Raw genomic sequence first — 23,944 nt, 5'->3', positions numbered from 1 at the left:
CAGGTCGCGGGGGTCAGCCGAGCAGGGACTCCAGCTCCACGTGCTCCAGGCCGTGGGCCTCGGCGACCTCCTTGTAAACGACCTTGCCGTCATGGGTGTTGAGGCCCTTGGCGAGCGCGGCGTCGCGGCGCAGCGCCTCCACCCAGCCGTTGTTGGCGAGGGAGACGATGTACGGCAGCGTGGCGTTGGTGAGGGCGTTGGTGGAGGTGTTCGGCACCGCGCCCGGCATGTTGGCGACGCAGTAGAAGACCGAGTTGTGGACGCGGAAGGTCGGCTCGGCGTGCGTCGTGGCACGGGAGTCCTCGAAGCAGCCGCCCTGGTCGATCGCGATGTCGACAAGGACACTTCCGGGCTTCATGCGCGACACCAGCTCGTTGGTGACGAGCTTCGGGGCCTTGGCGCCCGGGATGAGCACCGCGCCGATGACGAGGTCGGCGTCCAGGACGGCCTTCTCCAGCTCGAAGGAGTTGGACATGATGGCCTTGACCTTGGTGCCGAAGACCTTGTCGGCCTCGCGCAGCTTGTTGATGTCGCGGTCGAGCAGGGTCACGTCGAAGCCCATGCCGACGGCGACCTGGGTGGCGTTCCAGCCGGAGACGCCACCGCCGATGACGACGGCCTTGGCCGGGGTCACGCCCGGCACACCGCCCGGCAGCACACCGCGGCCGCCGGCCGGGCGCATCAGGTGGTAGGCGCCGACCTGCGGGGCCAGCCGGCCCGCGACCTCGGACATCGGGGCGAGCAGCGGCAGCGCGCGGTTCGGCAGCTCGACGGTCTCGTAGGCGATGGCCGTGGTGCCGGACTCGATGAGCGCGTCCGTGCACTCCTTGGAGGCGGCCAGGTGCAGGTAGGTGAAGAGGATCTGGTCCTTGCGGAGGCGGTGGTACTCCTCGGCGACCGGCTCCTTGACCTTGAGCAGCAGGTCGGCGGCGGCCCACACCTCGTCGGCGGTGCCGAGGATCGTCGCCCCGGCGGAGACGTACTCCTCGTCCGTGATCGAGGAGCCGAGTCCGGCGCTCCGCTCGACGACGACCTGGTGGCCGTTGCGCACCAGCTCATGCACACCGGCGGGGGTGATGGCCACCCGGAACTCGTTGTTCTTGACCTCGCGGGGGATGCCGACCTTCACGTCGATCACGGTCCTTGGCTCAGAGGGTATGGGGGTGCATTACAAGACGTACCCAGACATGCAAGGGCATACCGGGAGACACCGCAGGAGAACGAGCGGCAGAGCCAGTTTAATGAAGGTGTTCCGGCTGTCTAGCCTTTCATTGCATCAATCTTCGCTCGCGGCAGTACGGATTTCGCAGGCATCATCGCCGTATTCCGGCAGGACGTCGTCCTCCTGCGCCCCGTTACCCAGCATGCGCTCGGCCGCGGCCCGGTGCAGATGGGCGGCCGCGGGGTCGCCGAGCCGGTCCAGGGTGTCGGCCAGCCTGAGCTGCAGCGCGGCCTGCAGCCGGGCGTCCTGGGCGCGTCGTGCCCAGTCCACCGCCTCCCGGCAGGTGTGCAGCGACTCCTCGGGCCGCCCGGCGTACTCCTGCACCCGGGCCACCTCGCTCAACGCCCGCGCGTGGGCGGCCACATCGCCCTCCTTGCGGTACCCGGCGGCGGCCGCGCGCCAGTTCCTGAGCGCCTCTCCGTAGCGGCCCGCGTAGGTGTGGGCGGTGCCCGTACGGCCGTACAGCCGGGCGGCCTGCGCGCGCTCACCGCGGGCCAGCCGCTCGGCCAGCGCCCGGCCGAACCAGTCCGCGGCCCGGTCGTAGTCCCCCAGCTCCTGGTGGGCGCCACCTACGGATTCCATCGCGCGGCCGGTCGCGTACGGGTCGTTCGCCTCGCGTCCGGCGTCCAGCGCGGCCCGGTAGCGCGCCAGCGCGTCCCTGGTACGGCCGGTCTGCGCGTCCACGTCACCGAGGTTGAGCAGGGCGGCGGCCCGCTCCCGGTGCAGCCCGCGCCGCCCGGCGACGTCGAGGACGAGACCGTGGACCTCGTACAGGTCGGGTGCGGCCGCCTGCGCGCCGAAGTGCGCCGCCATGGCCCTGACCAACTGGGACATCAGCCGGCGGGCGAGGGTGTCCAGCTCACCGTCGGCGACGGCCATGCGGGTGGCGGCCAGCAGGGCGGGCCTGCGCACGCGCAGCCACTCGGCGGCCGCGCGGGGCGTGGGGAAGCGCAGCGCCGGGGGCATCTCCCGCAGCTTCTCCCGGGCCTGCGGGCTGTCCGTCTCGGTGATCACCCGGCAGGACTGCAGCAGCCGTACGTTGCGCTCCAGCATCCGGGCCCGGGCGAGCTGGAGCTCCCCGGGGCGCTCCTGGCTCTCGGCGCGGGCGCGCAGCAGCGGGTGCAGACAGCCGGGGACGGCGTACTCGGGCAGCGGGGAGTCCACCGCGCGCAGCAGGCCGAGCGCGACGAACTCCTCCAGCGCGGCGCCGGCGGTGTCCACCGAGCAGCCGGCCAGGGCGGAGGCGGTGTGCGGGTCGACCAGGCCGGCCGGGGCCAGGCACAGCAGGCGCAGTATCCGGGCGGCCTGGCCGGGGAGCTGGTCGTGGACGAGCCGGAGGACCCGGGCCAGCGGGGTGCCCTCGGTGCCGTCGTCGGCGTCAGCGTGCAGCCGTTTGGCGAGGTCGGAGACGGCGGCCTGGGGCCGGGAGGCGAGCCAGCCGCCGGCCAGGGTGAGCGCGGCCGGCTGGCCCTGGCAGGCCTCGGCGAGGCTCTCGGCGGAGCGCGGGTCGACGGTGATGCGGACCGAGCCGGTGTAGCGGGTGAGGAGCTCCACCGCCGACTTGGTGTCGAGGCCGCCCAGGGTGCAGGGGCGGACGTCGGCGATGCCGGTGAGCGGGCCGCCTGCGACGGCGACGACCAGGCAGTCGGGGGCGTCCGGGAGCAGCGCGTCGACCTGCTCGGCGCCGGCCGCGTCGTCCAGCAGGAGCAGCGCCCGTTTGCCGGCGAGGGCGGTGCGCAGCACCTCGGTCAGCTCGTCCTCGGCGGCCCCGGCGGGAGCCGGCACGCCGAGCGCGGCGAGCAGTTCGCGGGCGGTGCGTGCGACCGGTACGGGGGTGCCGCCGGGCTCGCTGAGCCGGGCCCGCAGCACTCCGTCGGGGTAACGCTCGGCGACCTGCCGGGCGAGTTCCGCGGCCAGGGCGGTCCGGCCGGAGCCGGGGCGTCCCGCGATGAGGAGCACGCGCGCGCGGGGTGCCTTGCGGCCGGAGAGGGTGTCCAGGCCCGCCCGCTCGATGTCGGCGCGCAGTCCCTTCAACTCCCGCGTGCGGCCCAGGAAATGGTCCTCCGCGGGCGGATGCGCGGGCAGCCGCGCGCCGTCTGTGTCCACCGCCTGATCCGTCACGGGCCACACTCCCGTCCCACCGCACGCGCAAGCCCGCCGGGTCCTCCCGGAACAGGCATTTCCAGAGCCTAGTTCACGCTCTGCGACGTTCCGGTGTGAGCGCGGCGGCGCATCCCCCGATCGGATCAGGCGATCGTCACACCAATGCGCGGACGGGTGGGACCGTGCCCCCGGACGGGGCAGGTCCGGGGGCCCCGGCGAGCGCGTCCGAAGACGGCCGCGGGGCCTCACCGGGACTCGGGGCTCAGGACTCGAAGGGGCGCGCGGGCCAGGGCGCGTCGGCCGGACGGAGCCCGTCCAGTCCGTCCCCGCCCCGGGCGGCGACCAGCGAGAGGACGCCCACCACGAGGCAGTTGTTGTGCACGTCGCCCGCGAGCACCCGGCGCACCAGCTCGTCGACCGGCACGCGCGCGTGCTCCATGTCGGTCTCCTCGTGCTCCGCCTCGAACCGCTCGCCCTCGGCCTCCGAGAGATCACGGGCGAGGAAGATCCGTACGGCCTCGTCGCAGCCGCCGGGGGTGGTGTACACGTCGGTCAGCACCCGCCAGTCCTCGGCCTTGACGTGCGCCTCCTCGTACAGCTCGCGCTGGGCGGCGTGCAGCGGGTTCTCGCCCGGCACGTCGAGCAGGCCGGCCGGGATCTCCCAGAGCTTGTGCCGCACCGGGTGCCGGTACTGGTTGATGAGCAGCACCCGGTCCTCCTCGTCCAGGGCGAGGACGGCGACCGAGCCGGGGTGCACCTGGTAGTCGCGGCGGACCACCGAGCCGTCGGGCATGACGACCTCGTCCGTGCGCACGGAGGTCTTGTTGCCCGTGAAGGGGGTCTCCGTCGCCCGGATCTCCCACTCCGCGGGGGTGTCCTTGATCGTCATGCCCTGTCCTTCCACACGTGCGCGAGCGGCCGGGGCGCGATCCATCTGAATGGACGCGCCCCGGCCACCGTACAACTGTTGTGTTACTTCGAGATCTTCCGCTCGACCGAGGCCTTCACCAGCCCGGCGAAGAGCGGGTGCGGACGGGTCGGCCGCGAGCGCAGCTCGGGGTGCGCCTGCGTGGCGACCAGGTAGGGGTGGACGTCGCGCGGGTACTCCACGTACTCCACGAGCTTGCCGTCCGGCGAGGTGCCCGAGAAGAGGATGCCGGCCTTCTTCTCCAGCTCCGCGCGGTAGGCGTTGTTCACCTCGTAGCGGTGGCGGTGCCGCTCCTCGACGTACTCCCGGTCGTCGTACACCTCGCGGACGATGGAGCCCTCGGCCAGCTTCGCCGGGTACATGCCGAGCCGCATGGTGCCGCCCATGTCGCCCTCACCGGCGACGATGTCCATCTGCTCGGCCATCGTGGAGATGACCGGGTGGGCGGTGGCCGGGTCGAACTCGGTGGAGTTGGCGTCCGGGATGTCGGCCAGGCTGCGAGCGGCCTCGATCACGATGCACTGCAGGCCCAGGCAGAGGCCCAGCAGCGGGATCCTGTTCTCGCGGGCGAAGCGGATGGCGCCGACCTTGCCGAGCACACCGCGGTCGCCGAAGCCGCCCGGAATGCAGATGCCGTCGACGTCGCCGAGCTGCGCCTTGGCGCCGGCCGGGGTCTTGCAGTCGTCGGAGGTGACCCACTTGATCTTGACGCGGGCCTTGTTGGCGAACCCGCCGGCGCGCAGCGCCTCGGTGACCGACAGATAGGCGTCGGGCAGGTCGATGTACTTGCCGACCAGGGCGAGGGTGATCTCGTGGTCGGGGTTGTGGACGCGGTCCAGCAGGTCGTCCCAGGTCGTCCAGTCGACGTCCCGGAAGGGCAGGTCGAGCTTGCGCACGACGTAGGCGTCCAGGCCCTCGGAGTGCACGACCTTCGGGATGTCGTAGATCGACCGGGCGTCCGGGCAGGCCACGACGGCGGCCTCGTCGACGTCGCACATCAGCGAGATCTTGCGCTTGATGGCGGTCGGCACCTCGCGGTCGCAGCGCAGCACGATGGCGTCCGGCTGGATACCGATGTTGCGCAGGGCGGCCACGGAGTGCTGGGTCGGCTTGGTCTTCAGCTCGCCGGAGGGGCCGATGTAGGGCAGCAGCGAGATGTGGACGACGAAGACGTTGTCCCGGCCGACCTCGTGGCGGACCTGGCGCACGGTCTCCAGGAACGGCAGCGACTCGATGTCGCCGACCGTGCCGCCGACCTCGGTGATCACCACGTCGACCTCGTCCGTCGCCATGCGGCGGATGCGGTGCTTGATCTCGTTGGTGATGTGCGGGATGACCTGCACGGTGTCGCCCAGGTACTCACCGCGCCGCTCCTTGGCGATCACGGTCGAGTAGACCTGACCGGTGGTGACGTTGGCGGATCCGTCCAGGTCCCGGTCGAGGAAGCGCTCGTAGTGGCCGATGTCCAGGTCGGTCTCGGCGCCGTCGTTGGTGACGAACACCTCACCGTGCTGGAAGGGGTTCATCGTGCCCGGGTCGACGTTGAGGTACGGGTCGAGCTTCTGCATCACGACGCGCAGGCCGCGGGCCTTGAGCAGCATGCCCAGGCTGGAGGCGGTGAGGCCCTTGCCGAGCGAGGAGGCGACACCCCCGGTGACGAAGATGTGCTTGGTCGTCGTGGATTTGGGCGTCATGGCCAAGAGGGGGCTCCCGTGGTCGCTGTCTGTCGTGCGGTACGGCCGCCGGTCCGGAGTCTCCGGGGGTCGCCGTCGCTGCGGTTCGGGGGTTCGTCTCCCACCGGTCCACGGGCTACCAGCGTAACAGCGCCCGGACGAGATGGCTCCCGGCCACGCTCCGCGGCCGGTCCGGCACACAGCGGTCCGATTCGGGAGCGCCGCCCGGCACACCCGTATACACACGCGCTCATTCGTCACATGCTCATCACCCGCTGCTCACTCGTTCGGCCCACACGGGTTGCCGGGAGCGGCACGCAGATCATCTACGTGCGTCGTATCCTGCTCGGACACTCACCTGCCGAGCCCGTCCGGAACGACGGCACACCCCCGCCCGCAGCACCCGGAACAACGAGAGCGCGGCAGTTCGTTGAGCAAGGACTGTCGTTTTGCCCCAGGGCTCGGCGGGCTGCTTTGCTTCACCGCTCAACGACGCACAACAAACGACCCCTTGACCGCACTAGCGACAGCCCCCCTGCGCGGGGGTGACGTGGCCGTTCGACTGGAGTTGCACGTGGCCGGGCGCATCGAAGACTACGCACTCATCGGAGACATGCAGACCGCTGCCCTGGTCTGCCGGGACGGCACAGTCGACTGGCTGTGCCTGCCCCGCTTCGACTCGCATGCCATCTTCGCCGGCCTGCTGGGCACCGAGGAGCACGGCTTCTGGCGGCTCGGCCCGGCGCACGCGGCCGACTCGCAGCCGCCCACGGCCGCCCGGCGCAGCTACCGGGGCGACTCGCTGATCCTGGAGTCCGAGTGGGACACCCCGCGCGGCACCGTGCGCGTGACCGATTTCATGCCCCCGCGTGACGGCGCCCCGCAGCTGATCCGGATCGTGGAGGGTGTCACCGGCCGGGTGCCGATGCGCTCGGCGCTCAGGATGCGGTTCTCCTACGGCCGGGTCGTGCCCTGGGTGCACAAGCACGAGGGCCGCACGGTGGCGGTCGCGGGACCCGACTCGGTGTGGTTCGACACGGAGGCCGAGACCTACGGCAAGGCGCTGACGACCTACGCCGACTTCACCGTCGCCCCGGGTGACCGGATCGCGTTCACCATCTCCTGGGAGCCTTCGCACAAGGAGCCGCCCGCTCTTCCGGAGCCGGAGCAGTCGCTGGAGGCGACGGAGACCTTCTGGCGCGAGTGGGTCGAGCACTGTACGTACCACGGTCCGTACCGCGAGGCGGTGGTCCGCTCGCTGATCACCCTGAAGGCGCTGACCTACGCCCCCACCGGCGGCATCGTCGCGGCCCCCACCACCTCCCTGCCCGAGGACATCGGCGGCGTCCGCAACTGGGACTACCGCTACACCTGGCTGCGCGACGCGGCGATCACCCTGTCCTCGCTGCTGCGCACCGGCTACCGCGAGGAGGCCCGCGCCTGGCGCGAGTGGCTGCTGCGCGCGGTCGCCGGTGACCCCGAGAACCTGCAGATCATGTACGGCATCGCGGGCGAGCGCGAGCTGGGCGAGGCCGAGCTGGACTGGCTGCCGGGCTACGAGCACTCGGCCCCGGTCCGGGTCGGCAACGGCGCCGCGCACCAGCTCCAACTCGACGTGTACGGCGAGGTCACCGAGGCCCTGCACCTGGCCCACATGACGGGTCTGGCCCGCAACGACTACGCGTCCCTGCTCCAGCTGAAGCTGATCCGCTACCTGGAGGACCACTGGCAGGAGCCGGACGAGGGCATCTGGGAGGTGCGCGGTCCGCGCCGGCACTTCGTGCACTCCAAGGTGATGGCCTGGGTGGCGGTGGACCGCACGATCAAGCTGATCGAGTCCGGTGACGCGGACGGCCCGCTGGAGCGCTGGAAGGAACTGCGCGACGACATCCACCGGGACGTGTGCGAGAAGGGCTACGACAAGGAGCGCAACACCTTCACCCAGTCCTACGGCTCCCAGGAGCTGGACGCCTCCCTGCTGCTGATCCCGCAGATGGGCTTCCTGCCGCCGGACGACAAGCGGGTGATCGGCACCATCGAGGCGATCCAGCGCGAGCTGTCCACCTCGGACGGCTTCATCCTGCGCTACCCCACCGAGGGCAAGGACGAGGGTGTCGACGGCCTTCCCGGTGACGAAGGGGCCTTCCTCGCCTGCTCGTTCTGGATGGCGGACGACCTGGCGATGATCGGCCGCGTGGACGAGGCCAGGAAGCTGTTCGAGAAGCTCCTCGGGCTCCGCAACGACCTCGGGCTGCTCGCCGAGGAGTGGGACCCGCGACTGCAGCGCCAGGTCGGCAACTTCCCGCAGGCGTTCAGCCATGTGCCGCTGATCGACACCGCACTGCGGCTGACGGCCTCCGGGGCGTACGGCGGCTGAGCGCGACCGGGCGAGCGGGCCCGCCTAGGCTGAGAAGCGGACCATTGCCCCTAAGCGGAAGGGGGCGGCCATGGCTTCCCCTTCGAAGGCGGGCGCGGCCCTCGCCGCGCTGCGCGAAGATCTGGCCGGCGACGTGTTCGCCCCCTCGGACCCGGGCTACGACGAGGCCCGCGCCGTCTTCAACGCGATGATCGACCGGCGGCCGGCCGTGATCGCCCAGTGCGCCGGCCCGGCCGACGTGGTCCGCGCCGTGCGCTTCGCCCGGGACCTGGACCTGCCGGTCGCGGTGCGCGGCGGCGGGCACAGCGTGGCCGGCACCGCCCTGGGCGACGGCGCCGTGGTGGTGGACCTGCGCCGGATGCACGGGGTGACCGTGGACCCGGCGGCCGAGGCGGTCCGGGTGGAGGGCGGCGCCACGATGAGCCATCTGGACCGGGCCACCCAGCCGCACGGCCTCGCCACCACCGGCGGCCGGGCCTCGACCACCGGTGTCGGCGGCTTCGTCCTCGGCGGCGGCACCGGCTGGCTGGACCGCGCCTTCGGCTACGCCGCCGACAACCTGCTCGGCGTGGAGCTGGTGACCGCGGACGCCGAGCGGGTGCACGCGAGCGCCGACGAGAACCCGGAGCTGTTCTGGGCCCTGCACGGCGGCGGCGGCAACTTCGGCGTCGCCACCGCCCTCACCCTGCGGCTGCACGAACTGCCCGAGTTCTCCATCGCCCTGCTGCTCTACCTGCCGCAACTGGGCCAGGACGTGGTCCGCATCTTCCGCGAGATCGTCACCACCGGTCCCGACGAGGTGAGCGGCGCGGTGCTGTATCTGACCGGCCCGCCCGAGGAGTTCGTACCGGCGGAGCTGGTGGGCAAGCTGGTGTGCGTGGCGCTGCTGACCTACGCCGGCGGCGAGGACGACCTGCGCAAGCTCGCCGAGCCCCTGCTGGCGCTGCCCCACGAGGCGGAGATCGCCGGCGCGATGCCGTACGCCGACGTCCAGTGCATGCTGGACGACCCGCCCGGACAGCGGAACTACTGGTCGGCGGAGTACGTGACCGGTCTGCCCGACGAACTGGTGGACGTCTACTGCGCCCGCGCGGAGAGCATGCCGGTGCCGACCAGCACCCAGCACCTGCTGTTCCCGCAGGGCGGCGCGATCGCCGCCGGCCCGCACGAGTACCCGGTGCCCTACCGGGACGCGCCCTGGGCGGTGCACCCCTTCGCCATCTGGCAGGACCCGGCCGACGACGAGCGGGCGGTCGCCTGGGTGCGCGGGGTCCGCGCCGACGTCCGGCCGTGGAGCACGGGCGCCGTCTACCTGAACTTCATCGGGGACGAGGGCCGGGACCGGGTCAGGGCGGGACTCGGCGAGGGGAACCTGCTGCGGCTGGAGAAGGTGAAGCGGGCCTACGACCCCGACAACGTGTTCCGCTTCAACCACAACATCCGGCCGGTGTAGCGGGGACACACGCTGTCGTCCGGTCGTTTGCGCAGGTAGCGTCCGCTGCATGGACAGCGGTACGGAGAGCAGACTCGCCACTCAGGGCGCCGGGATCACCGTTCGGCGGGCGCTGGAGCTGCCGGGCCTGCGCAGCGGACTGCCCGAGATCCTGGCGGGCGGCGACCGGCTGGGGCGCACCGTGCGCTGGGTGCACGCGGGCGAGGTGCCGAACATCGCCTCGCTGCTCAAGGGCGGCGAGCTGCTGCTCACCACCGGCTACGGGCTCGGTACCCGGCCGGCCGAGCAGCGGGCGTTCGTGCGCACCCTCGCCGAGCGGGGGATCGCCGCGCTGGTGGTGGAGCTGGGGCCGCGGTTCACCCGGCTGCCCGCGGCACTGGTGGACACCGCCCGCTCCACCGGGCTGCCGCTGGTCCAGCTCCATCGCGAGGTGCCGTTCGTGACGGTCACCGAGGAGATCCACACCGAGATCGTCAACGGCCACTACGCGCTGGTGCAGCGCGCCGAGGAGGTGCACCGGCGGTGCACGGAGGCGCTGCTGGGCGGTGGCGGGGTGCCTCAAGTGCTCGGCATCCTGGCCGACTTCTGCGCCAACCCGGTCTTCCTGGAGACGGCGGACGGCCGGCTGCTGTACGCCGCCGGGTCGGGGCCGGAGGGCGCCGACCCGCTGCAGGTGTGGGAGGGGCTGCGCGGCCCGCACAAGGACGCGCCGCCGCCGGCCGGTTCGGTGCTCGTGGACGTTCCCGGCGGTGGCCCCGGGGCGGGGCCGGGGTCGGTGCGGGCCCGGCTGGTGCTGTTGCCGGTCCGCTCGCCGCTGGCCCCGGTGCACCGGATGGCCGCGGAGCGGGCGGCGGGCATCCTGGCCGTGGTGCTGATGCAGGCCCGGCAGGAGGAGGAGCTGGCCGCGCGCGGCCGGGGCGACTTCCTCACCGACCTGGCGGAGGGCCGGATCACGGCGGAGGACGCCCCGGCGCAGGCCCGTGTCCTCGGGTTCAAGCCGGGCGGCAGCCCGCTGCTGCCGGTGGTGATGCGGGTCGGGGACTCCCTGTCCCCGTCCGGGGGCTGGGCGGTGCTGGCGCGCGCGGTCTCCGAGGAACTGGCCTCGGTGGGGGTGCCGGTGCTGCTGGGTGTCCGGCCGGTCGAGGGGCGGGTTCTGGTCCTGCTGGGGCTGCGCGCGGAGTCGGAGCGGCCGGCGGTCGCGGACCGGGTGGCGGCGGCGCTGCGGGCGGGCGTGGAGCGGGCCGGGATGCGGCGGCCGGGCGCGGCCCCGCCGGTCGTCGTCGTGGGGGTGGCCGGCGGCTGGGCGGCCGCGTCGGCCGGGCTCCGGCACGCGGCGGAGACGGCGACGGCTGCGCAGGGCCTGACCGACCGGCCCTGGTACGACGCCCGCCGCCTCGACATCGACCTGCTGCTGTGGCGGCTGCGCGACCACCCGGACCTGGCGGCGTTCGTGGACCGCGCGATCGGTCCGCTGCGCGACCACGACCACCGCTCCAAGCCGCCGCTGCTGCCCACTCTGGAGACCTATCTGGCGCACGCGGGCCGCAAGGCCGAGACCGCCCGCGAACTGCACCTCAACCGGCAGACCCTGTACAACCGCCTCGCCCGCATCGGCGAGCTGCTGGGCACCGACCTCGACGACCCGCAGACGGTACTGGCCCTGAGCCTGGCGCTGCGCGCCCGCCGGCACACGCCTTAGGAAAGGGGTCTGGGCTGGGTGAGTTCGTCGTAGACGCTGAGGACCTGGGCGACGGTCTCGTCCTCGGTCGGCCAGGTCGCGGCCTGCCGGGGGCCCCGCTCGCGCAGCAGTTCACGGCGTCCGGGGTCGGCGAGGAGCCGGACGACGGTGGCCGCGAGGGCCTCCGCGTCGCCGTACGGAACCAGTTCGGCCGCCTCGCCGACGAGGTCCGGGACGCCACCGACACGGGTCGCGACGAGTGGCACACCCGCCTGCAGCGCCTCCTGCGCGAGGACGGAGCGGGACTCCCACCTGCTGGTCAGCAGCGCCAGATCGGCGGCCGCGAGCAGCTCGGGCACGTCGTCGCGGCGCCCGACGAGCCGTACCGGCAGCTCCTCGTCCTCGATCCGCCGCTGGAGTTCGGGACGCAGCGGCCCCTCCCCCGCCACGACGACCAGCGGGGCGGGGTCGAGGCCGCGCCAGGCGCGGGCCGCGTCCAGCAGGACGTCGTAGCCGCGCTGCCGGTCGAGGGAGCCGACGGCCATGAGCAACGGGCGTCCGGTGGCGCCGAGTTCGGCGCGGAGTTTGGGCCGCCCCTGGTCGGTGTCGTCGTGGTCGGCGCGACGGCGCCGGCCGGGCAGGGCCACGGCCGCGAGCCGGGCGTCCCGCGCCCCGGTGCGGCGGGCCCGGTCCACCAGGTCGGAGGTGGTGCCGAGCACGACGGCGGCGGTGCGTACCACGCGCCGCTCCAGCAGTCGCAGCAGATGCGCCCGCGCGCCCTCCGCCCGGGCCCGGTTGTGCCAGGTGACCACCAGCGGGGTGCCGCGCCCGCTGAGCGCGAGCGCGGCACGGAAGGAGGCGTGCAGACCGTGGGCGTGCACGAGGTCGGCGCCGGCGCAGGCGGCCCGGAGCGCGGCCACGGAGGCCGGGTCGCTGCTGCGCGGCACGTGCACATGGTCGGCGCCGGTCCCGGTGAAGTCGTAGGCGTGGTCGGCCTCGACGGGGGCGCACACCGTGACCCGCACGCCCCGGGCGACGAGCCCCTCGGCCAGGGAGCGTACGTGCGCGCTGCTGCCGGCGTTGCCCCCGCCCAGCACCTGCACGGTGCGCAGCGGCGACTGGCCGTGCGGTGCGTTGCTGCTCACGGGGCTCACGGGGCCGGGGGCTCCTGATTCGGGGCGGGCATCACGAGAAAACGTACCGAAGGTAGCGGGCCGGGAAGACCGAAAGGACGTACCGCGCGCCTCCCGCGTGGACCGCCTCCACCACCAAGCATGCCAGGCCGTACGGCCGTTCCGGCGAAACCCGAGGAGGCGCACACCACGGCGACCCGGAGCACCACGCCGGAGCACGTTCACCCACACGGGTGAGCAGAGGCCGTGGGCCCCACCGGATCCGAACAGGAGCTCTAGAGGTCGGCGCGGGCCGTCGCCAGGAGTTCCTCCGCGTGGGCGCGGGCCGTCTCCGAGTCTTCCTGGCCGGCCAGCATGCGGGAGAGTTCGCGGACCCGTTCCTCGCCCTCCAGGACCTTGACGCCGGAGCGGGTCACCGTGCCGTCGTCGGTCTTCTCGACCAGGAGCTGGCGGTCGGCGAAGGCGGCGACCTGGGGCAGGTGGGTGACCACGACGACCTGCGCGGTCCTGGCCAGCTTCGCCAGCCGCCGGCCGATCTCCACCGCGGCCTTGCCGCCGACACCGGCGTCCACCTCGTCGAAGAGGTACGTCGGCACCGGGTCCGTGCCCGCGAAGACGACCTCCACGGCCAGCATCACGCGGGACAGCTCACCTCCGGACGCGCCCCTGGCGATGGGCCGGGGCGGGGCACCCGGGTGCGGGGCGAGCAGCAGTTCGACCTCGTCCGCGCCGGCCGGGCCGTAGGCGACGGACCGGCCGCCGACCTCGACGCCGTCCGGATCCTCGGTCTGCCGGATGTCGAAGGACACGCGCGCGTGGGGCATCGCCAGCGAGGCCAGCTCGGCGGTCACGGCGGCGGCGAACCGCTCGGCGGCCTCCGTCCGGGCGTCCGTCAGGGCCTGGGCGAGTCCGCCCAGTTCGGTGCGCAGGGCGTCCCGCTCGGCGGTCAGCTCGCCGGTCCGCTCGTCGTCGCCCTCCAGCTCGGTGAGCCGCGCGGCGCTCTGCTCGGCCCAGGCGAGGACGGCGCCCACGTCGTCGCCGTACTTGCGGGTCAGCGTGCCGAGGGCGGCCCGGCGCTCTTCCACGGCGGCCAGCCGCAGCGGGTCGGCGTCCAGGTCGTCGGCGTATCCGGCCAGCTCTCCGGCCACGTCGGCGAGCAGGATGCCGACCTCACCGATCCGTTCGGCGAGGGCGGCGAGCGCCGGGTCGTGCGAGCGGACGGCCTCCAGGGCCCGGTGCGCGCCCGCGACGAGGGTCGCGGCGTCGATCCCCTCGGGGTCCTCGGGGTTGCCCGCGAGAGCGGCGTGCGCGGCGCTCGCGGCGGACGACAGGGCCTCGGCGTGCCCCAGCCGCTCCGCCTCCTCGGCCAGCTCCGCGTCCTCCCCGGCCCGGGGCTCCACACCGGCGATCTCCTCGAGCCCGTACCGGAGCATGTCGGCTTCCTGGGCGCGCTCACGCCCGCGCGTGACGATCTCCTCCAGCTCGGCGGAGACGGCCCGCAGCCGCCGGTAGGCCTCGGTGTACTTGGCGAGCGGCACGGCGACGGCGTCCCCGGCGTACCGGTCCAGTGCCTGCCGCTGCCGGGTGAGCTTCAGCAGCCCCTGCTGGTCGGTCTGGCCGTGCACGGCGACCAGGTCGTCGGCGAGCTCGGCGAGCAGCCCCACCGGCACGCTGCGCCCGCCCAGGTGCGCCCGTGAGCGGCCCTCGGCGGAGACGGTACGGCTGATCAGCAGGGCGCCGTCGTCCAGCTCGGCCCCTGCCTCCTCGGCGCGTACGACGGCGGTGGCGTCCGAGGGCACGGCGATCCGCCCCTCCACGACCGCCTTCCCGGCACCGATCCGCACCAGCGCCGGGTCCGCGCGCCCGCCGAGCAGCAGTCCCAGGCTGGTGACCACCATGGTCTTGCCCGCACCCGTCTCGCCGGTGACGGCGGTGAACCCCGGTGACAGCTCGACCACGGCATCGTCGATGACCCCGAGCGACCGTATCCGCATCTCCTCCAACACGGAACAGACCATACGAGGTCCGGGGCGGGGAGCGCACATGGCCCGCCCGTGTCACCCTGGCGAGTGGCTCCCCGCGGGGCCCGGCGGCAGCGGCCCGCGGGCCGGGCCGGCTACTGGTGCGGCGCGCCCCGCCAGCCGGTGGTCGGCAGCGCGAACTTCGCGACCAGCCGGTCCGTGAACGAGGCGTGGTGCAGCCGGGCCAGCCGTACCGGCACGGCGCCGCGCCGCACCTCCACCCGCGCCCCTGGCGGCAGCTCGATGGTCCGCCGCCCGTCGCACCACAGCACACCCGGCGGAATGTGCGGCAGCACCTCCACCGCGAGCACCGAGTCCGGCGAGGTGACCAGCGGTTTGGCGAACAGAGCGTGCGCGCTGATCGGCACCATCAGCAGTGCCTCGACCTCGGGCCACACCACGGGCCCGCCGGCGGAGAAGGCGTACGCGGTGGATCCGGTGGGCGTCGACAGCACCATCCCGTCGCAGCCGAACGCCGTGACCGGCCGCCCGTCGATCTCGAGGACCACCTCGAGCATCTTCTCCGCGCCGGCCTTCTGCACGGCGGCCTCGTTCAGCGCCCAGTCGGTGTGCACGATGTCGCCGTTGCGGTGCACGACGACGTCGATCGTCATCCGCTCCTCGACCTCGTAGGAGCGTGCCACCACCCGGTCGACGACCCGGTCCAGGTCGTCCCGCTCGGCCTCGGCCAGGAATCCGACCCGTCCGAGGTTGACGCCGAGCATCGGCACCCCCGAGGCCCGGGCGAACTCGGCGCCGCGCAGCAGGGTCCCGTCACCGCCGAGGACGATGAGCAGTTCGCATCCGTCGAGGCACTGCGGGGTGGCCTCCTTGACGAGTCCCACCTCGTCCGGGAGCGGCAGGTCGCGCGCCTCCTCCTCCAGCACCCGTACCCCGATGCCGTGCCGCAGCAGCCCCTTGACCACCAGCTCCGCACTGCGGATGGCCGCGGGCCGCCCGGTGTGGGCAAGCAGGAAAACAGTACGCGCTCGGTTCTGTGTCAACGCGGCCCCTCCGCCACTGCTCGGTCGACTTCGGCCGGGTCCAGGCGGGGAGCGCCGGACCGCAGCCACAGAAAGTACTCGACATTGCCCGACGGTCCGGGCAGCGGACTCGCGGTGACCCCCCGCACGCCGAGTCCCAGTTCCCAGGCCTTGTCGGCCACCCCGCGCACGGCCTCCGCCCGCAGCTGCGGACTCCGTACGACTCCCCCGCTGCCCAGCCGTTCCTTCCCCACCTCGAACTGCGGCTTGACCATCATCACCAGGTCGGCGTCCGGCTTCACGCACCGCTTCAGGGCGGGCAGCACCAGTCCGAGCGGAATGAAGGACAGATCACCCACGACAAGATCCACAGGTTCCCCATCGATCGCCTCGAGCGTCAACTCGCGTACGTTCGTACGGTCCTTGACGGTGACGCGTTCATCGTTCTGCAGGGCCCAGGCAAGTTGGCCGTATCCGACGTCCACGGCGACGACGTGCGCGGCGCCCGCGCGCAGCAGGACGTCGGTGAAGCCGCCGGTGGACGCGCCGGCGTCCAGCGCGCACCGGCCCTGGACTTCGAGGCCCAGCGGTACGAAGGCCTCGAACGCGCCGGCGAGCTTGTGGCCGCCCCGGGAGACGTAGTCGGGGTCGCTCTCGTCGGTCTGGACCACGATCGCCGCCGCCGTCTCCACCTGCGTGGCCGGCTTGGTCGCCACGGTCCTGCCGACGGTGACCCGTCCGGCGGCGATCAGCTGGCTGGCGTGCTCACGCGAGCGCGCCAGCTTCCGGCGGACCAGCTCCGCGTCCAGACGACGGCGTGCGACTCCTGCCACGTTCGGTTCAGCTCCTGTGTTGGTACGGCGGTACGGGGACCGGGGGTCCGGGGCGCGCGTCGAGCGCGGTGAGCGCGTCGCGCAGCCCCCTGTGTACATCCTCGTACACCTCCACGTGGCCGTCGGTGGCGAGGTGGTCGGCGTCGGCCAGCCGCTGGAGCTGCGCGTCGACGTCGGCGTTGCCGGTGGGGGCCCGCGGGACACCCAGGGGCGCGGGGGCCGCGGGGTCGTCCTCGGGCTCGGGGGCGTACCCGGGGCCGGGTTCGGCCGTCGGGCCGGTCGCGGGATCGGCCCCGGGTGTGGCGGTATTCGCCGTCGGCCCGCTCGTGGGATCGGCCCCGGACACGTTGGTGTCGGCCGTCGGCCCGGTCGCGGGACGGGCCACGGGCACGGTCTCGGTTTCGGCCTCCGCCACGGCCTCTGCCGGGGCCTCGGGCACGGACTCGCTCATGCCCAGACGCTACCCCGAACCGCTGGGGTACCGTCGGTGGCCATGGCCACGATCGAGGAGTGCCGCACCGCGCTGGGAAAGCTCTCGGACAACATGCAGGGCGCCGAGGGCGACGTCCGGGCGGCCGCCGCCCTGGACCGCTCGGTGAGCTGCCACATCACCGACCTCGACGTCACCTTCGTGGGCCGGATGACGGACGGCCGGATCGAGGTCGACACCACGCACCCCGGGCCGCCCCGCGAGAGGGCGCAGATCAGGCTCGCCATGGCGGGCGACGACCTGGTGGGGCTGGTCGGCGGCGAACTGAACTTCGCGACCGCCTGGGGCCGGGGCCGGGTACGCCTCGACGCGAGTCTGCTGGACCTGTTCCGGCTCAGGAAGCTGCTGTGAGCCGTGCCCTGCGGGCCGCCGGGACCACCAGCGGCGTCCCGGTCTCGGGATCGTCGATGATCTGGCAGCGCAGCCCGAAGACCTCCTCGACCAGTTCGGCCGTGACGATGTCGTTCGGCGCGCCCTCGGCGATCACCTCGCCGCCGCGCAGGGCGATGAGGTGGGTGGCGTAGCGGGCCGCGTGGTTGAGGTCGTGCAGCACGGCCACCAGCGTCCGCCCCCGCGTCTCGTGCAGCTCCGCGCACAGGTCGAGGACGTCGATCTGGTGCTGGATGTCCAGGTAGGTGGTCGGCTCGTCCAGGAGCAGCAGCGGAGTCTGCTGGGCGAGGGCCATGGCGATCCAGACGCGCTGGCGCTGACCGCCGGACAGCTCGTCCACGTACCGGTCGGCCAGTTCGGCGACCCCGGTCTGCGCCATGGACTCCTGGACCACCCGTCCGTCCTCGGCGGACCACTGGCGCAGGATGCCCTGGTGCGGGTAGCGGCCGCGGCCGACGAGGTCGGCGACCGTGATGCCGTCGGGCGCGATGGACGACTGCGGCAGCAGGCCGAGCGTCCGGGCGACCTTCTTGGCCGGCATCGACTGGATGACCTGCCCGTCCAGCAGCACCCGGCCCTGACTGGGCCTGAGCATCCGCGACAGCGCCCGCAGCAGCGTCGACTTGCCGCACGCGTTCGGGCCGACGATCACCGTGAAGGAGTTGTCGGGGATCTCCACCGACAGCTCTTCGGCGATGACGCGCTGGTCGTAGGCGAGGGTGACGTTCTCGGCGGACAGGCGGTTCACAGTGCTCCTTCGGGTGTTCGGGTGCGCGCCGCGCGGGTCCGGCCCGCCCTTCGTGCCGCTCATATCCGGCCCGCCCTGCGCTCGGCGACCAGCAGCCACAGCAGATAGCAGCCGCCGAGCACGCCGGTGACCACGCCCACCGGCAGCTGGTCTGCGCCGAAGGCACGCTGTGCGGCCCAGTCGGCGGTGACCAGCAGGGCGGCGCCCATGCAGAGGGAGGGCAGCAGGTTGGGGCCCGGCGAGCGGGTCAGGCGCCGGGCGAGCTGCGGCGCGGTGAGCGCCACGAAGCTGACGGGCCCGGCGGCGGCGGTGGCGGCCGCGGTGAGCAGCACGGCGGACACCATCAGCACCAGCCGGACGCGCTGCACCCGTACCCCGAGGGCGTTCGCGACGTCGTCGCCCATCTCCATCATCCTCAGCCCCCGCGCGTTCGCGAGGACCAGCGGCACGAGGACGGCGCACAGCCACAGCAGCGGCCAGACCTGCTCCCAGTCGCGGCCGTTGAGCGACCCGGTCATCCACACCACCGCGCGGGTCGCGTCGACCAGGTCGGCCTTGGTGAGCAGATAGCCGTTGACGGCGGTGACGATCGCGGAGACCCCGATGCCGACCAGAACCAGCCGGTACCCGTGCACGCCCTGCTTCCAGGCGAGCAGGTAGATGGCGAACCCGGTCACCAGTCCGCCGGCCAGCGCGCCCGCGGTGACCTGGGCGGCGCTGCCGGACATCAGCACGATCACGACCAGCGCGCCCGCCGTCGAGCCCTGGGACAGGCCGAGCACGTCGGGGCTGCCGAGCGGGTTGCGGGAGACCGCCTGGAACAGGGCGCCGCCGAGGCCGAGCGAGGCGCCCACCAGCAGCCCCACCAGCACGCGCGGCAGCCGCAGTTCGTTGACGATGAAGTCCTGGTACGCGGTGCCGTCGCCGGCCAGCGTCCTGAGGACGTCGGCCGCCGGGATCCTGGCGTCTCCGGTGCCGATCAGCGCCACGCCCGCGGCGCAGGCGGCGAGCACCAGCAGGGCGACGACGATCAGCGCGCGGACGTCCAGGCGCAGGGACAGCCCCCCGGGGGTGCGCACGGCACGGCTCATCCGTCGGGTCCTCACAGCTGGGCCGTCCTCCGCCGTCGTACGAGAAAGATGAAGACCGGGCCGCCGATGAGCGCGGTGACGATGCCGACCTGGAGTTCCGCGGGCCGGGCGACCACCCGGCCGAGGACGTCGGCGCCGAGCAGCAGCACGGGCGACAGAACGGTCGCGTAGGGCAGGATCCAGCGCAGGTCGGGGCCGGTGAAGGACCGCACGACGTGCGGCACCATCAGGCCGACGAACATGATCGGCCCGCAGGCGGCGGTCGCGGCACCGGAGAGCACCGTGGCCGCGAGCATGGCGAGGGCCCGGGTGCGGTGGAGGTTCGCACCGAGGGCGCGGGCGGTGTCGTCGCCCATCGCCATGGCGTTCAGCGGCCGGGCGAGCCCGAGCGCCAGCAGGGTGCCGGCCCCGAGGAACGGCAGCACCTGCGCGATGGTCGAGTCCGTGGCCGAGGCCAGCGAACCCACCGTCCAGAAGCGCATCTTGCCCAGCGCCGCGCCATCCATGATCATCACGGCCTGGAGATAGCCGTACAGCGCGGCGCTGATCGCCGTGCCGGCGAGCGCCAGCCGGACCGGGGTGGCGCCCCGGCTGCCGCCGAGGAACCACACCAGGGCGCCGACCGCCGCGGCGCCGCCGAACGCGAACCACACGTAGCCGGTGAGGCTGGTGACACCGAAGAAGGTGAGCGCCGTGACGACGGCGGCGGAGGCGCCGGCGTTGATGCCGAGCAGCCCGGGGTCGGCCAGCGGATTGCGGGTCAGTGCCTGCAGCACCCCGCCGGACAGGCCGAGCGCGGCACCGGCCAGCAGACCGAGGATCGTGCGCGACATCCGCTCGTCGACGACGACGTCGCCGTAGGTCCCCGTGCTGTGGAAGACGCCGTGCCAGACCTGGTCCGGCGACAGCGCTTTCGCGCCGACCGCGATGCTCGCCAGGGCGACGAGCACCAGGATCACGACCGAGAGCAGGAGCCCAAGGGCCCTCACCGCCCGGCGGGTTGGGGGCGCGGGGGCGGTGCCCGCGCGCGGTTCCGGAGGACTGTCGACCAACACGAGGTTAGGTTAGCCTACCCTCCCATAGGATCTCGATGCCGCCTTCTCCGCGGGACTGGAGCCGGGTGCCCGGGAACGCCGCCCCGGAACCCGGTGACAGGCCCGGCTCCGCCCGGTGCCCGGTCACCGCCTGGGCGACCGGGCACCGTCTGGCCGTCAGAGTCCCAGCCGCGCCAGCGCCTTCTCCCCGTCCAGCTCGCAGGAGCCGTCCCCGGCCGCCGTCCAGGCCGCCGCGCACAGCGCTCGCAGTCCGTCCAGGGCCTCGCCGTCGCCTTCGAGCTCCAGTCGGTCGGCCGCGGTCGCCGTCCACCCTCCGCACCGGAAACCGTCACCCTCACGGGTGATTTCCGGCTGCCCTGTGAGCAGCCCGCGCAGATCGGCGTCCACGTACGTCGGCCGGTGCCGCGGCGGCGCGGCCAGCAGCTGGGGGCCGTCCGTGACACCGGTCAGCACCAGCAGTGAGTCCACGCCGCCGTTGAACGCGCCCTCGATGTCGGTGTCCAGCCGGTCCCCGACCACCAGCGGCCGCTCGGCGCCCGTCCGCAGGATCGTCTCCCGGTGCATGGGCGGCAGCGGCTTGCCCGCGACCTGCGGCTCCGCGCCCGTCGCGATCCGTACGACCTCCACGGCCGCGCCGTTGCCCGGCGCGATCCCGCGTCCGCTCGGAATGGTCAGGTCGGTGTTGGACGCGAACCACGGCACGCCCCTCGCCACCGCGTACGAGGCCTCCGCGAACCGGGACCACGTCAGATCCGGGCCGCCGTACCCCTGCACCACCGCCGCCGGGTCGTCGTCCGCCGACTCCACCGGCGTCAGACCGCGTTCGCGCAGCGCCACCCGCAGCCCCTCACCGCCGATCACCAGCACCCGGGCGCCGGCCGGCACCTGCTCGCTGATCAGCCGGGCGACCGCCTGCGCCGAGGTGATGACGTCGTCCGCGCCGGTCGGTATCCCCAGCTCCGTCAGATGGTCCGCCACGACGTCCGGTGTCCGTAGGGCGTTGTTGGTGACGTATGCCAAATGCATGCCGCCCGCTCGGGCCCGCTCCAGCGAGTCGACGGCGTGCGCGATCGCGTTCCCGCCCGCGTACACCACCCCGTCCAGATCGAGCAGCGCCGTGTCGTACGCCTCGCTCAGGGGCTGCCCACTGCCCTCGGGCCTCGTCCTGACGCCCTGGCTCATTGCAATCGCTCCTCGTTCGACCGTCTTTCCCCCGATCATCCCCCACCCCACTGACACACGTACGATGCCGGGATGAACACAGCAGGTCACTCGGAAGCAACGGTGCGCCGAGGCCTGGAACTGACCCCGTTCCGAGGCCTTCGTTACGACCCCGACCGGGTCGGCAGCCTGGCCTCCGTCACCTCTCCCCCGTACGACGTCGTCGTACGCCCCGACGGCCTGCACCACCTCGAGTCCGCCGACCCGCACAACATCGTCCGGCTGATCCTCCCCCAGGCAGGTACCCCTGACGCCCGGAACGAACAGGCTGCGGACACCCTGCGCCGCTGGCTCGCCGAAGGCGTGCTGGCCCCCGATCCGGATCCCGCTCTGTACGTGTACGAGCAGCGGGACGGCGACGGCATGCTCCAGCGCGGTGTCATCGGCGCCCTGCGCGTCTCCGCCCCTGCCGAGGGCGTGGTGCTGCCGCACGAGGACGTCATGCCCCCGGTCGTCGCGGACCGCGCCGCCCTGATGCGCGCCACCCGCGCCAACCTCGAGCCGCTGCTGCTGACCTACCACGGCAACGGCACGGCGGCCGAGGTCGTCGAGCGCACGGTGACCGGCCCTCCGCTGCTGGCGACGACCACCGAGGACGGTTTCCACCACCGCCTGTGGTCGGTCACCGCCCCCGCCGACCTGGCCGGCATCCAGTCCGACCTGGCGCAGCACCAGGCCCTCATCGCCGACGGCCACCATCGCTGGGCCACCTACCTGCGGCTGCGCGCGGAACACCCCTCGCCCAGCCCCTGGGACCACGGTCTGGTCCTGCTGGTCGACACCGCCCGCTACCCGCTCCGCGTCCGCGCCATCCACCGCCTGCTGCACGGACTGCCCGTCAGGGACGCGCTGGCGGCCCTGGACGGGCTGTTCCGGGTACGGCGCCTCGACGTGCCGCTGGCCAAGGCGCAGGAGGTGCTGGCGGACGCGGCCTGCGCGGGCAACGCCTTCCTGCTGGCCGGTGACGGCGCCTTCCACCTGCTCGACCGCCCGGACGCAGGCCTCCTGGACCGGACGATCCCCGCCGACCGCCCGGCCGCCTGGCGATCCCTGGACGCCACCGTCCTGCACGCCACGCTCCTCGAGCACGTCTGGCACGTCCCCGAGGACTCCCCCGCCCACATCGCCTACATCCATGACACGGCGGCCACCGTCGCGAAGGCCGAGCAGGACGGCAGCACGGCCGTCCTGCTGCACCCGGTTCGCGAGGAGGTCGTACGCGAACTGGCCCGGCAGGGCGTGAAGATGCCCCGCAAGTCCACGTCCTTCGGCCCGAAGCCGGCGTCGGGACTGGTGCTGCGCGCGCTGGAGCTCTGACCCGGCCCCGGACATGCGAAAGGGCGGGACCCCGGGGTCCCGCCCTTTCACCTTCTTCGGACGTCAGTCCTTGTCCTCGTCCGACTCCTCGTCCGACTGCTCGTCACGGCCCTCGTCGTCGGCCTGGTCGGCCTGGTCGGCCTGGTCGGCGGCACCGTCGCTCTCGTCGAGCGCGTCGACGAACTCGACGCCGTCCAGCTCGGCGAGCCGGTCGGAGGCGTCCGTGCTGCCGTCTCGGTCGGCTTCCACGGCCTTCGCGAACCACTCCCGCGCCTCGCTCTCCCGGCCGGCCGCCAGCAGCGCGTCGGCGTAGGCGTAGCGCAGGCGCGCGGTCCAGGCCTGGACCGAGTTGGAGGCCAGCTCGGGGCTCTGCAGGGTCACGATGGCCGCGTCCAATTGGCCCATGTCGCGCCGGGCGCCGGCCGCCACGAGCCGCATCTCGACCTGACCGGCCTTGTCCAGCTTGTGCACCTCGGGGGCGCCGGCCATGTCGAGGGCCTTCTCCGGGCGGCCGAGGCCGCGCTCGCAGTCGGCCATGACGGGCCACAGCTCCACGGTGCCGGTCATCCGCCGCGCGGCCCGGAACTCGCCGAGAGCCTCGCTGTACTTCTGGTTGGCGTACGCGGCGAAGCCGGCGGCCTCACGCACGGCGGCGACCCGGGAGGCCAGCCGCAGGGCCACCCGGGAGTAGCCGTAGGCACCCTCGGGGTCCTCGTCGATGAGCCGCGCGACCATCACCAGGTTCTTGGCGACGTCCTCCGCGAGCGTCTTGGGCAGGCTCTGCAGCTCCTGCCGGACGTCCTTGTCGATCTCGTCACCGGTGACGTCCTCCGGGATAGGCAGCCGCTTGATCGGCTCGCGGTCCCGGTCGCGCTCGTCCCGGAAACGGCCGCCACCACGCCGGTCGTCCCGGCGGTCGTCGCGCCCGTCACGTCCCCGGAAGCCGCCGGGCCGGCCGCCCCGGTCGTCCCGGCGCGGCCCACGGGCGCCCCGGTCGTCCCGGCCACGGAAGCCGCCCCGATCGCCCCGGTTGTCGTCCCGGCGGAAGCCGCCCCGGTCGTCGCTGCGGCGGTCGTCACGCCGGTCGTCGTCACGACGGAAGCCACCGCGGTCGTCCCGCCGGTCGTCACGCCGGTCGTCGTCACGACGGAAGCCACCGCGGTCGTCACGGCGGAAGCCGCGGTCACCGCGGTCGTCCCTGCGCGGCCCGCGGTCGCGGTCGTCGCGC

At 73.3% G+C, this 23,944-nt stretch carries 19 protein-coding genes; 5 read left to right on the top strand and 14 right to left on the bottom strand.

All coding sequences use genetic code 11. The annotated features are described in order from the left end of the window. Positions 1–13: 13 nt before the first annotated feature. The 4 genes from ald to ACZ6B1_RS20210 form a co-directional block, all read right to left on the bottom strand. Complete coding sequence (ald, locus tag ACZ6B1_RS20225; protein ID WP_468780185.1) at positions 14–1,138, bottom strand: alanine dehydrogenase; 1,125 nt, start codon at positions 1,136–1,138, stop codon at positions 14–16. A 138-nt stretch (positions 1,139–1,276) separates the two neighbouring features. Then, a complete protein-coding gene (locus tag ACZ6B1_RS20220) occupies positions 1,277–3,343 on the bottom strand; it encodes a tetratricopeptide repeat protein (protein WP_468780183.1) in 2,067 nt (688 codons plus the stop codon). 244 nt (positions 3,344–3,587) lie between these two features. Then, a complete protein-coding gene (locus ACZ6B1_RS20215) occupies positions 3,588–4,214 on the bottom strand; it encodes an NUDIX domain-containing protein (RefSeq protein ID WP_468780182.1) in 627 nt (208 codons plus the stop codon). Between the two features lie 83 nt (positions 4,215–4,297). Beyond that, positions 4,298–5,947, bottom strand: a complete 1,650-nt coding sequence (locus tag ACZ6B1_RS20210) for a CTP synthase (RefSeq protein WP_468780180.1) — start codon at positions 5,945–5,947, stop codon at positions 4,298–4,300. A 553-nt stretch (positions 5,948–6,500) separates the two neighbouring features. On the opposite strand from ACZ6B1_RS20210, the gene ACZ6B1_RS20205 reads away from it, so the two are divergent. The 3 genes from ACZ6B1_RS20205 (at position 6,501) to ACZ6B1_RS20195 (ending at position 11,455) form a co-directional block, all read left to right on the top strand. Next, positions 6,501–8,303, top strand: a complete 1,803-nt coding sequence (locus ACZ6B1_RS20205) for a glycoside hydrolase family 15 protein (protein WP_468780874.1) — start codon at positions 6,501–6,503, stop codon at positions 8,301–8,303. 70 nt (positions 8,304–8,373) lie between these two features. After that, positions 8,374–9,756 carry an FAD-binding oxidoreductase gene (locus ACZ6B1_RS20200; protein ID WP_468780178.1) on the top strand — a complete coding sequence of 461 codons (1,383 nt, stop codon included), beginning with the start codon at positions 8,374–8,376 and terminating at the stop codon, positions 9,754–9,756. A 49-nt stretch (positions 9,757–9,805) separates the two neighbouring features. Then, positions 9,806–11,455 carry a PucR family transcriptional regulator gene (locus ACZ6B1_RS20195; protein ID WP_468780176.1) on the top strand — a complete coding sequence of 550 codons (1,650 nt, stop codon included), beginning with the start codon at positions 9,806–9,808 and terminating at the stop codon, positions 11,453–11,455. Here ACZ6B1_RS20195 and ACZ6B1_RS20190 read toward each other — a convergent pair. The 5 genes from ACZ6B1_RS20190 to ACZ6B1_RS20170 all read right to left on the bottom strand — a co-directional run bounded on the left by ACZ6B1_RS20190 (position 11,452) and on the right by ACZ6B1_RS20170 (position 16,750). After that, the gene (locus ACZ6B1_RS20190; protein WP_468780174.1) at positions 11,452–12,588 is read right to left on the bottom strand and encodes a glycosyltransferase family 4 protein; all 1,137 of its coding nucleotides are present in this window, start codon (positions 12,586–12,588) and stop codon (positions 11,452–11,454) included. The two genes, ACZ6B1_RS20195 and ACZ6B1_RS20190, sit on opposite strands and share 4 nt — an antisense overlap. Before the next feature lie 254 nt (positions 12,589–12,842). After that, positions 12,843–14,585 (bottom strand): DNA repair protein RecN, encoded by a 1,743-nt coding sequence (recN, locus tag ACZ6B1_RS20185; protein ID WP_468780172.1) that lies wholly within the window; start codon positions 14,583–14,585, stop codon positions 12,843–12,845. Positions 14,586–14,683: 98 nt separating this feature from the next. Then, positions 14,684–15,592 carry an NAD kinase gene (locus ACZ6B1_RS20180; RefSeq protein ID WP_468780170.1) on the bottom strand — a complete coding sequence of 303 codons (909 nt, stop codon included), beginning with the start codon at positions 15,590–15,592 and terminating at the stop codon, positions 14,684–14,686. After that, a complete protein-coding gene (locus ACZ6B1_RS20175; RefSeq protein ID WP_468780168.1) occupies positions 15,589–16,404 on the bottom strand; it encodes a TlyA family RNA methyltransferase in 816 nt (271 codons plus the stop codon). The genes ACZ6B1_RS20180 and ACZ6B1_RS20175 overlap by 4 nt, the downstream gene beginning before the upstream one ends. Before the next feature lie 7 nt (positions 16,405–16,411). Then, positions 16,412–16,750 (bottom strand): hypothetical protein, encoded by a 339-nt coding sequence (locus ACZ6B1_RS20170; protein ID WP_468780872.1) that lies wholly within the window; start codon positions 16,748–16,750, stop codon positions 16,412–16,414. A gap of 147 nt (positions 16,751–16,897) precedes the next feature. Here ACZ6B1_RS20170 and ACZ6B1_RS20165 point away from each other — a divergent pair, with 147 nt between their 5' ends. Then, positions 16,898–17,245 (top strand): sterol-binding protein, encoded by a 348-nt coding sequence (locus ACZ6B1_RS20165; protein ID WP_468780166.1) that lies wholly within the window; start codon positions 16,898–16,900, stop codon positions 17,243–17,245. On the opposite strand, the gene ACZ6B1_RS20160 is transcribed toward ACZ6B1_RS20165, so the two are convergent. The 4 genes from ACZ6B1_RS20160 to ACZ6B1_RS20145 all read right to left on the bottom strand — a co-directional run bounded on the left by ACZ6B1_RS20160 (position 17,229) and on the right by ACZ6B1_RS20145 (position 21,360). Next, positions 17,229–18,095, bottom strand: coding sequence for an ABC transporter ATP-binding protein (locus tag ACZ6B1_RS20160; protein WP_468780164.1), 867 nt, complete (start codon positions 18,093–18,095; stop codon positions 17,229–17,231). The two genes, ACZ6B1_RS20165 and ACZ6B1_RS20160, sit on opposite strands and share 17 nt — an antisense overlap. Then, positions 18,092–19,123 (bottom strand): FecCD family ABC transporter permease, encoded by a 1,032-nt coding sequence (locus tag ACZ6B1_RS20155; RefSeq protein ID WP_468780162.1) that lies wholly within the window; start codon positions 19,121–19,123, stop codon positions 18,092–18,094. The genes ACZ6B1_RS20160 and ACZ6B1_RS20155 overlap by 4 nt, the downstream gene beginning before the upstream one ends. 11 nt (positions 19,124–19,134) lie before the next feature. Next, positions 19,135–20,178, bottom strand: coding sequence for a FecCD family ABC transporter permease (locus ACZ6B1_RS20150; RefSeq protein WP_468780160.1), 1,044 nt, complete (start codon positions 20,176–20,178; stop codon positions 19,135–19,137). Between the two features lie 156 nt (positions 20,179–20,334). After that, on the bottom strand, positions 20,335–21,360 hold the full coding sequence (locus ACZ6B1_RS20145) for an HAD-IIA family hydrolase (RefSeq protein ID WP_468780158.1): 1,026 nt from the start codon (positions 21,358–21,360) through the stop codon (positions 20,335–20,337). Positions 21,361–21,432: 72 nt separating this feature from the next. Here ACZ6B1_RS20145 and ACZ6B1_RS20140 point away from each other — a divergent pair, with 72 nt between their 5' ends. After that, a complete protein-coding gene (locus ACZ6B1_RS20140) occupies positions 21,433–22,716 on the top strand; it encodes a DUF1015 domain-containing protein (protein ID WP_468780156.1) in 1,284 nt (427 codons plus the stop codon). Between the two features lie 63 nt (positions 22,717–22,779). On the opposite strand, the gene ACZ6B1_RS20135 is transcribed toward ACZ6B1_RS20140, so the two are convergent. After that, positions 22,780–23,559, bottom strand: coding sequence for a tetratricopeptide repeat protein (locus ACZ6B1_RS20135; protein WP_468780871.1), 780 nt, complete (start codon positions 23,557–23,559; stop codon positions 22,780–22,782). Positions 23,560–23,944: the final 385 nt, after the last annotated feature.

Source organism: Streptomyces sp. NPDC041129 (assembly GCF_055592265.1).
Note: the sequence above shows the minus strand (reverse complement) of the source record. Positions and strands in the feature narration are given on the sequence as shown.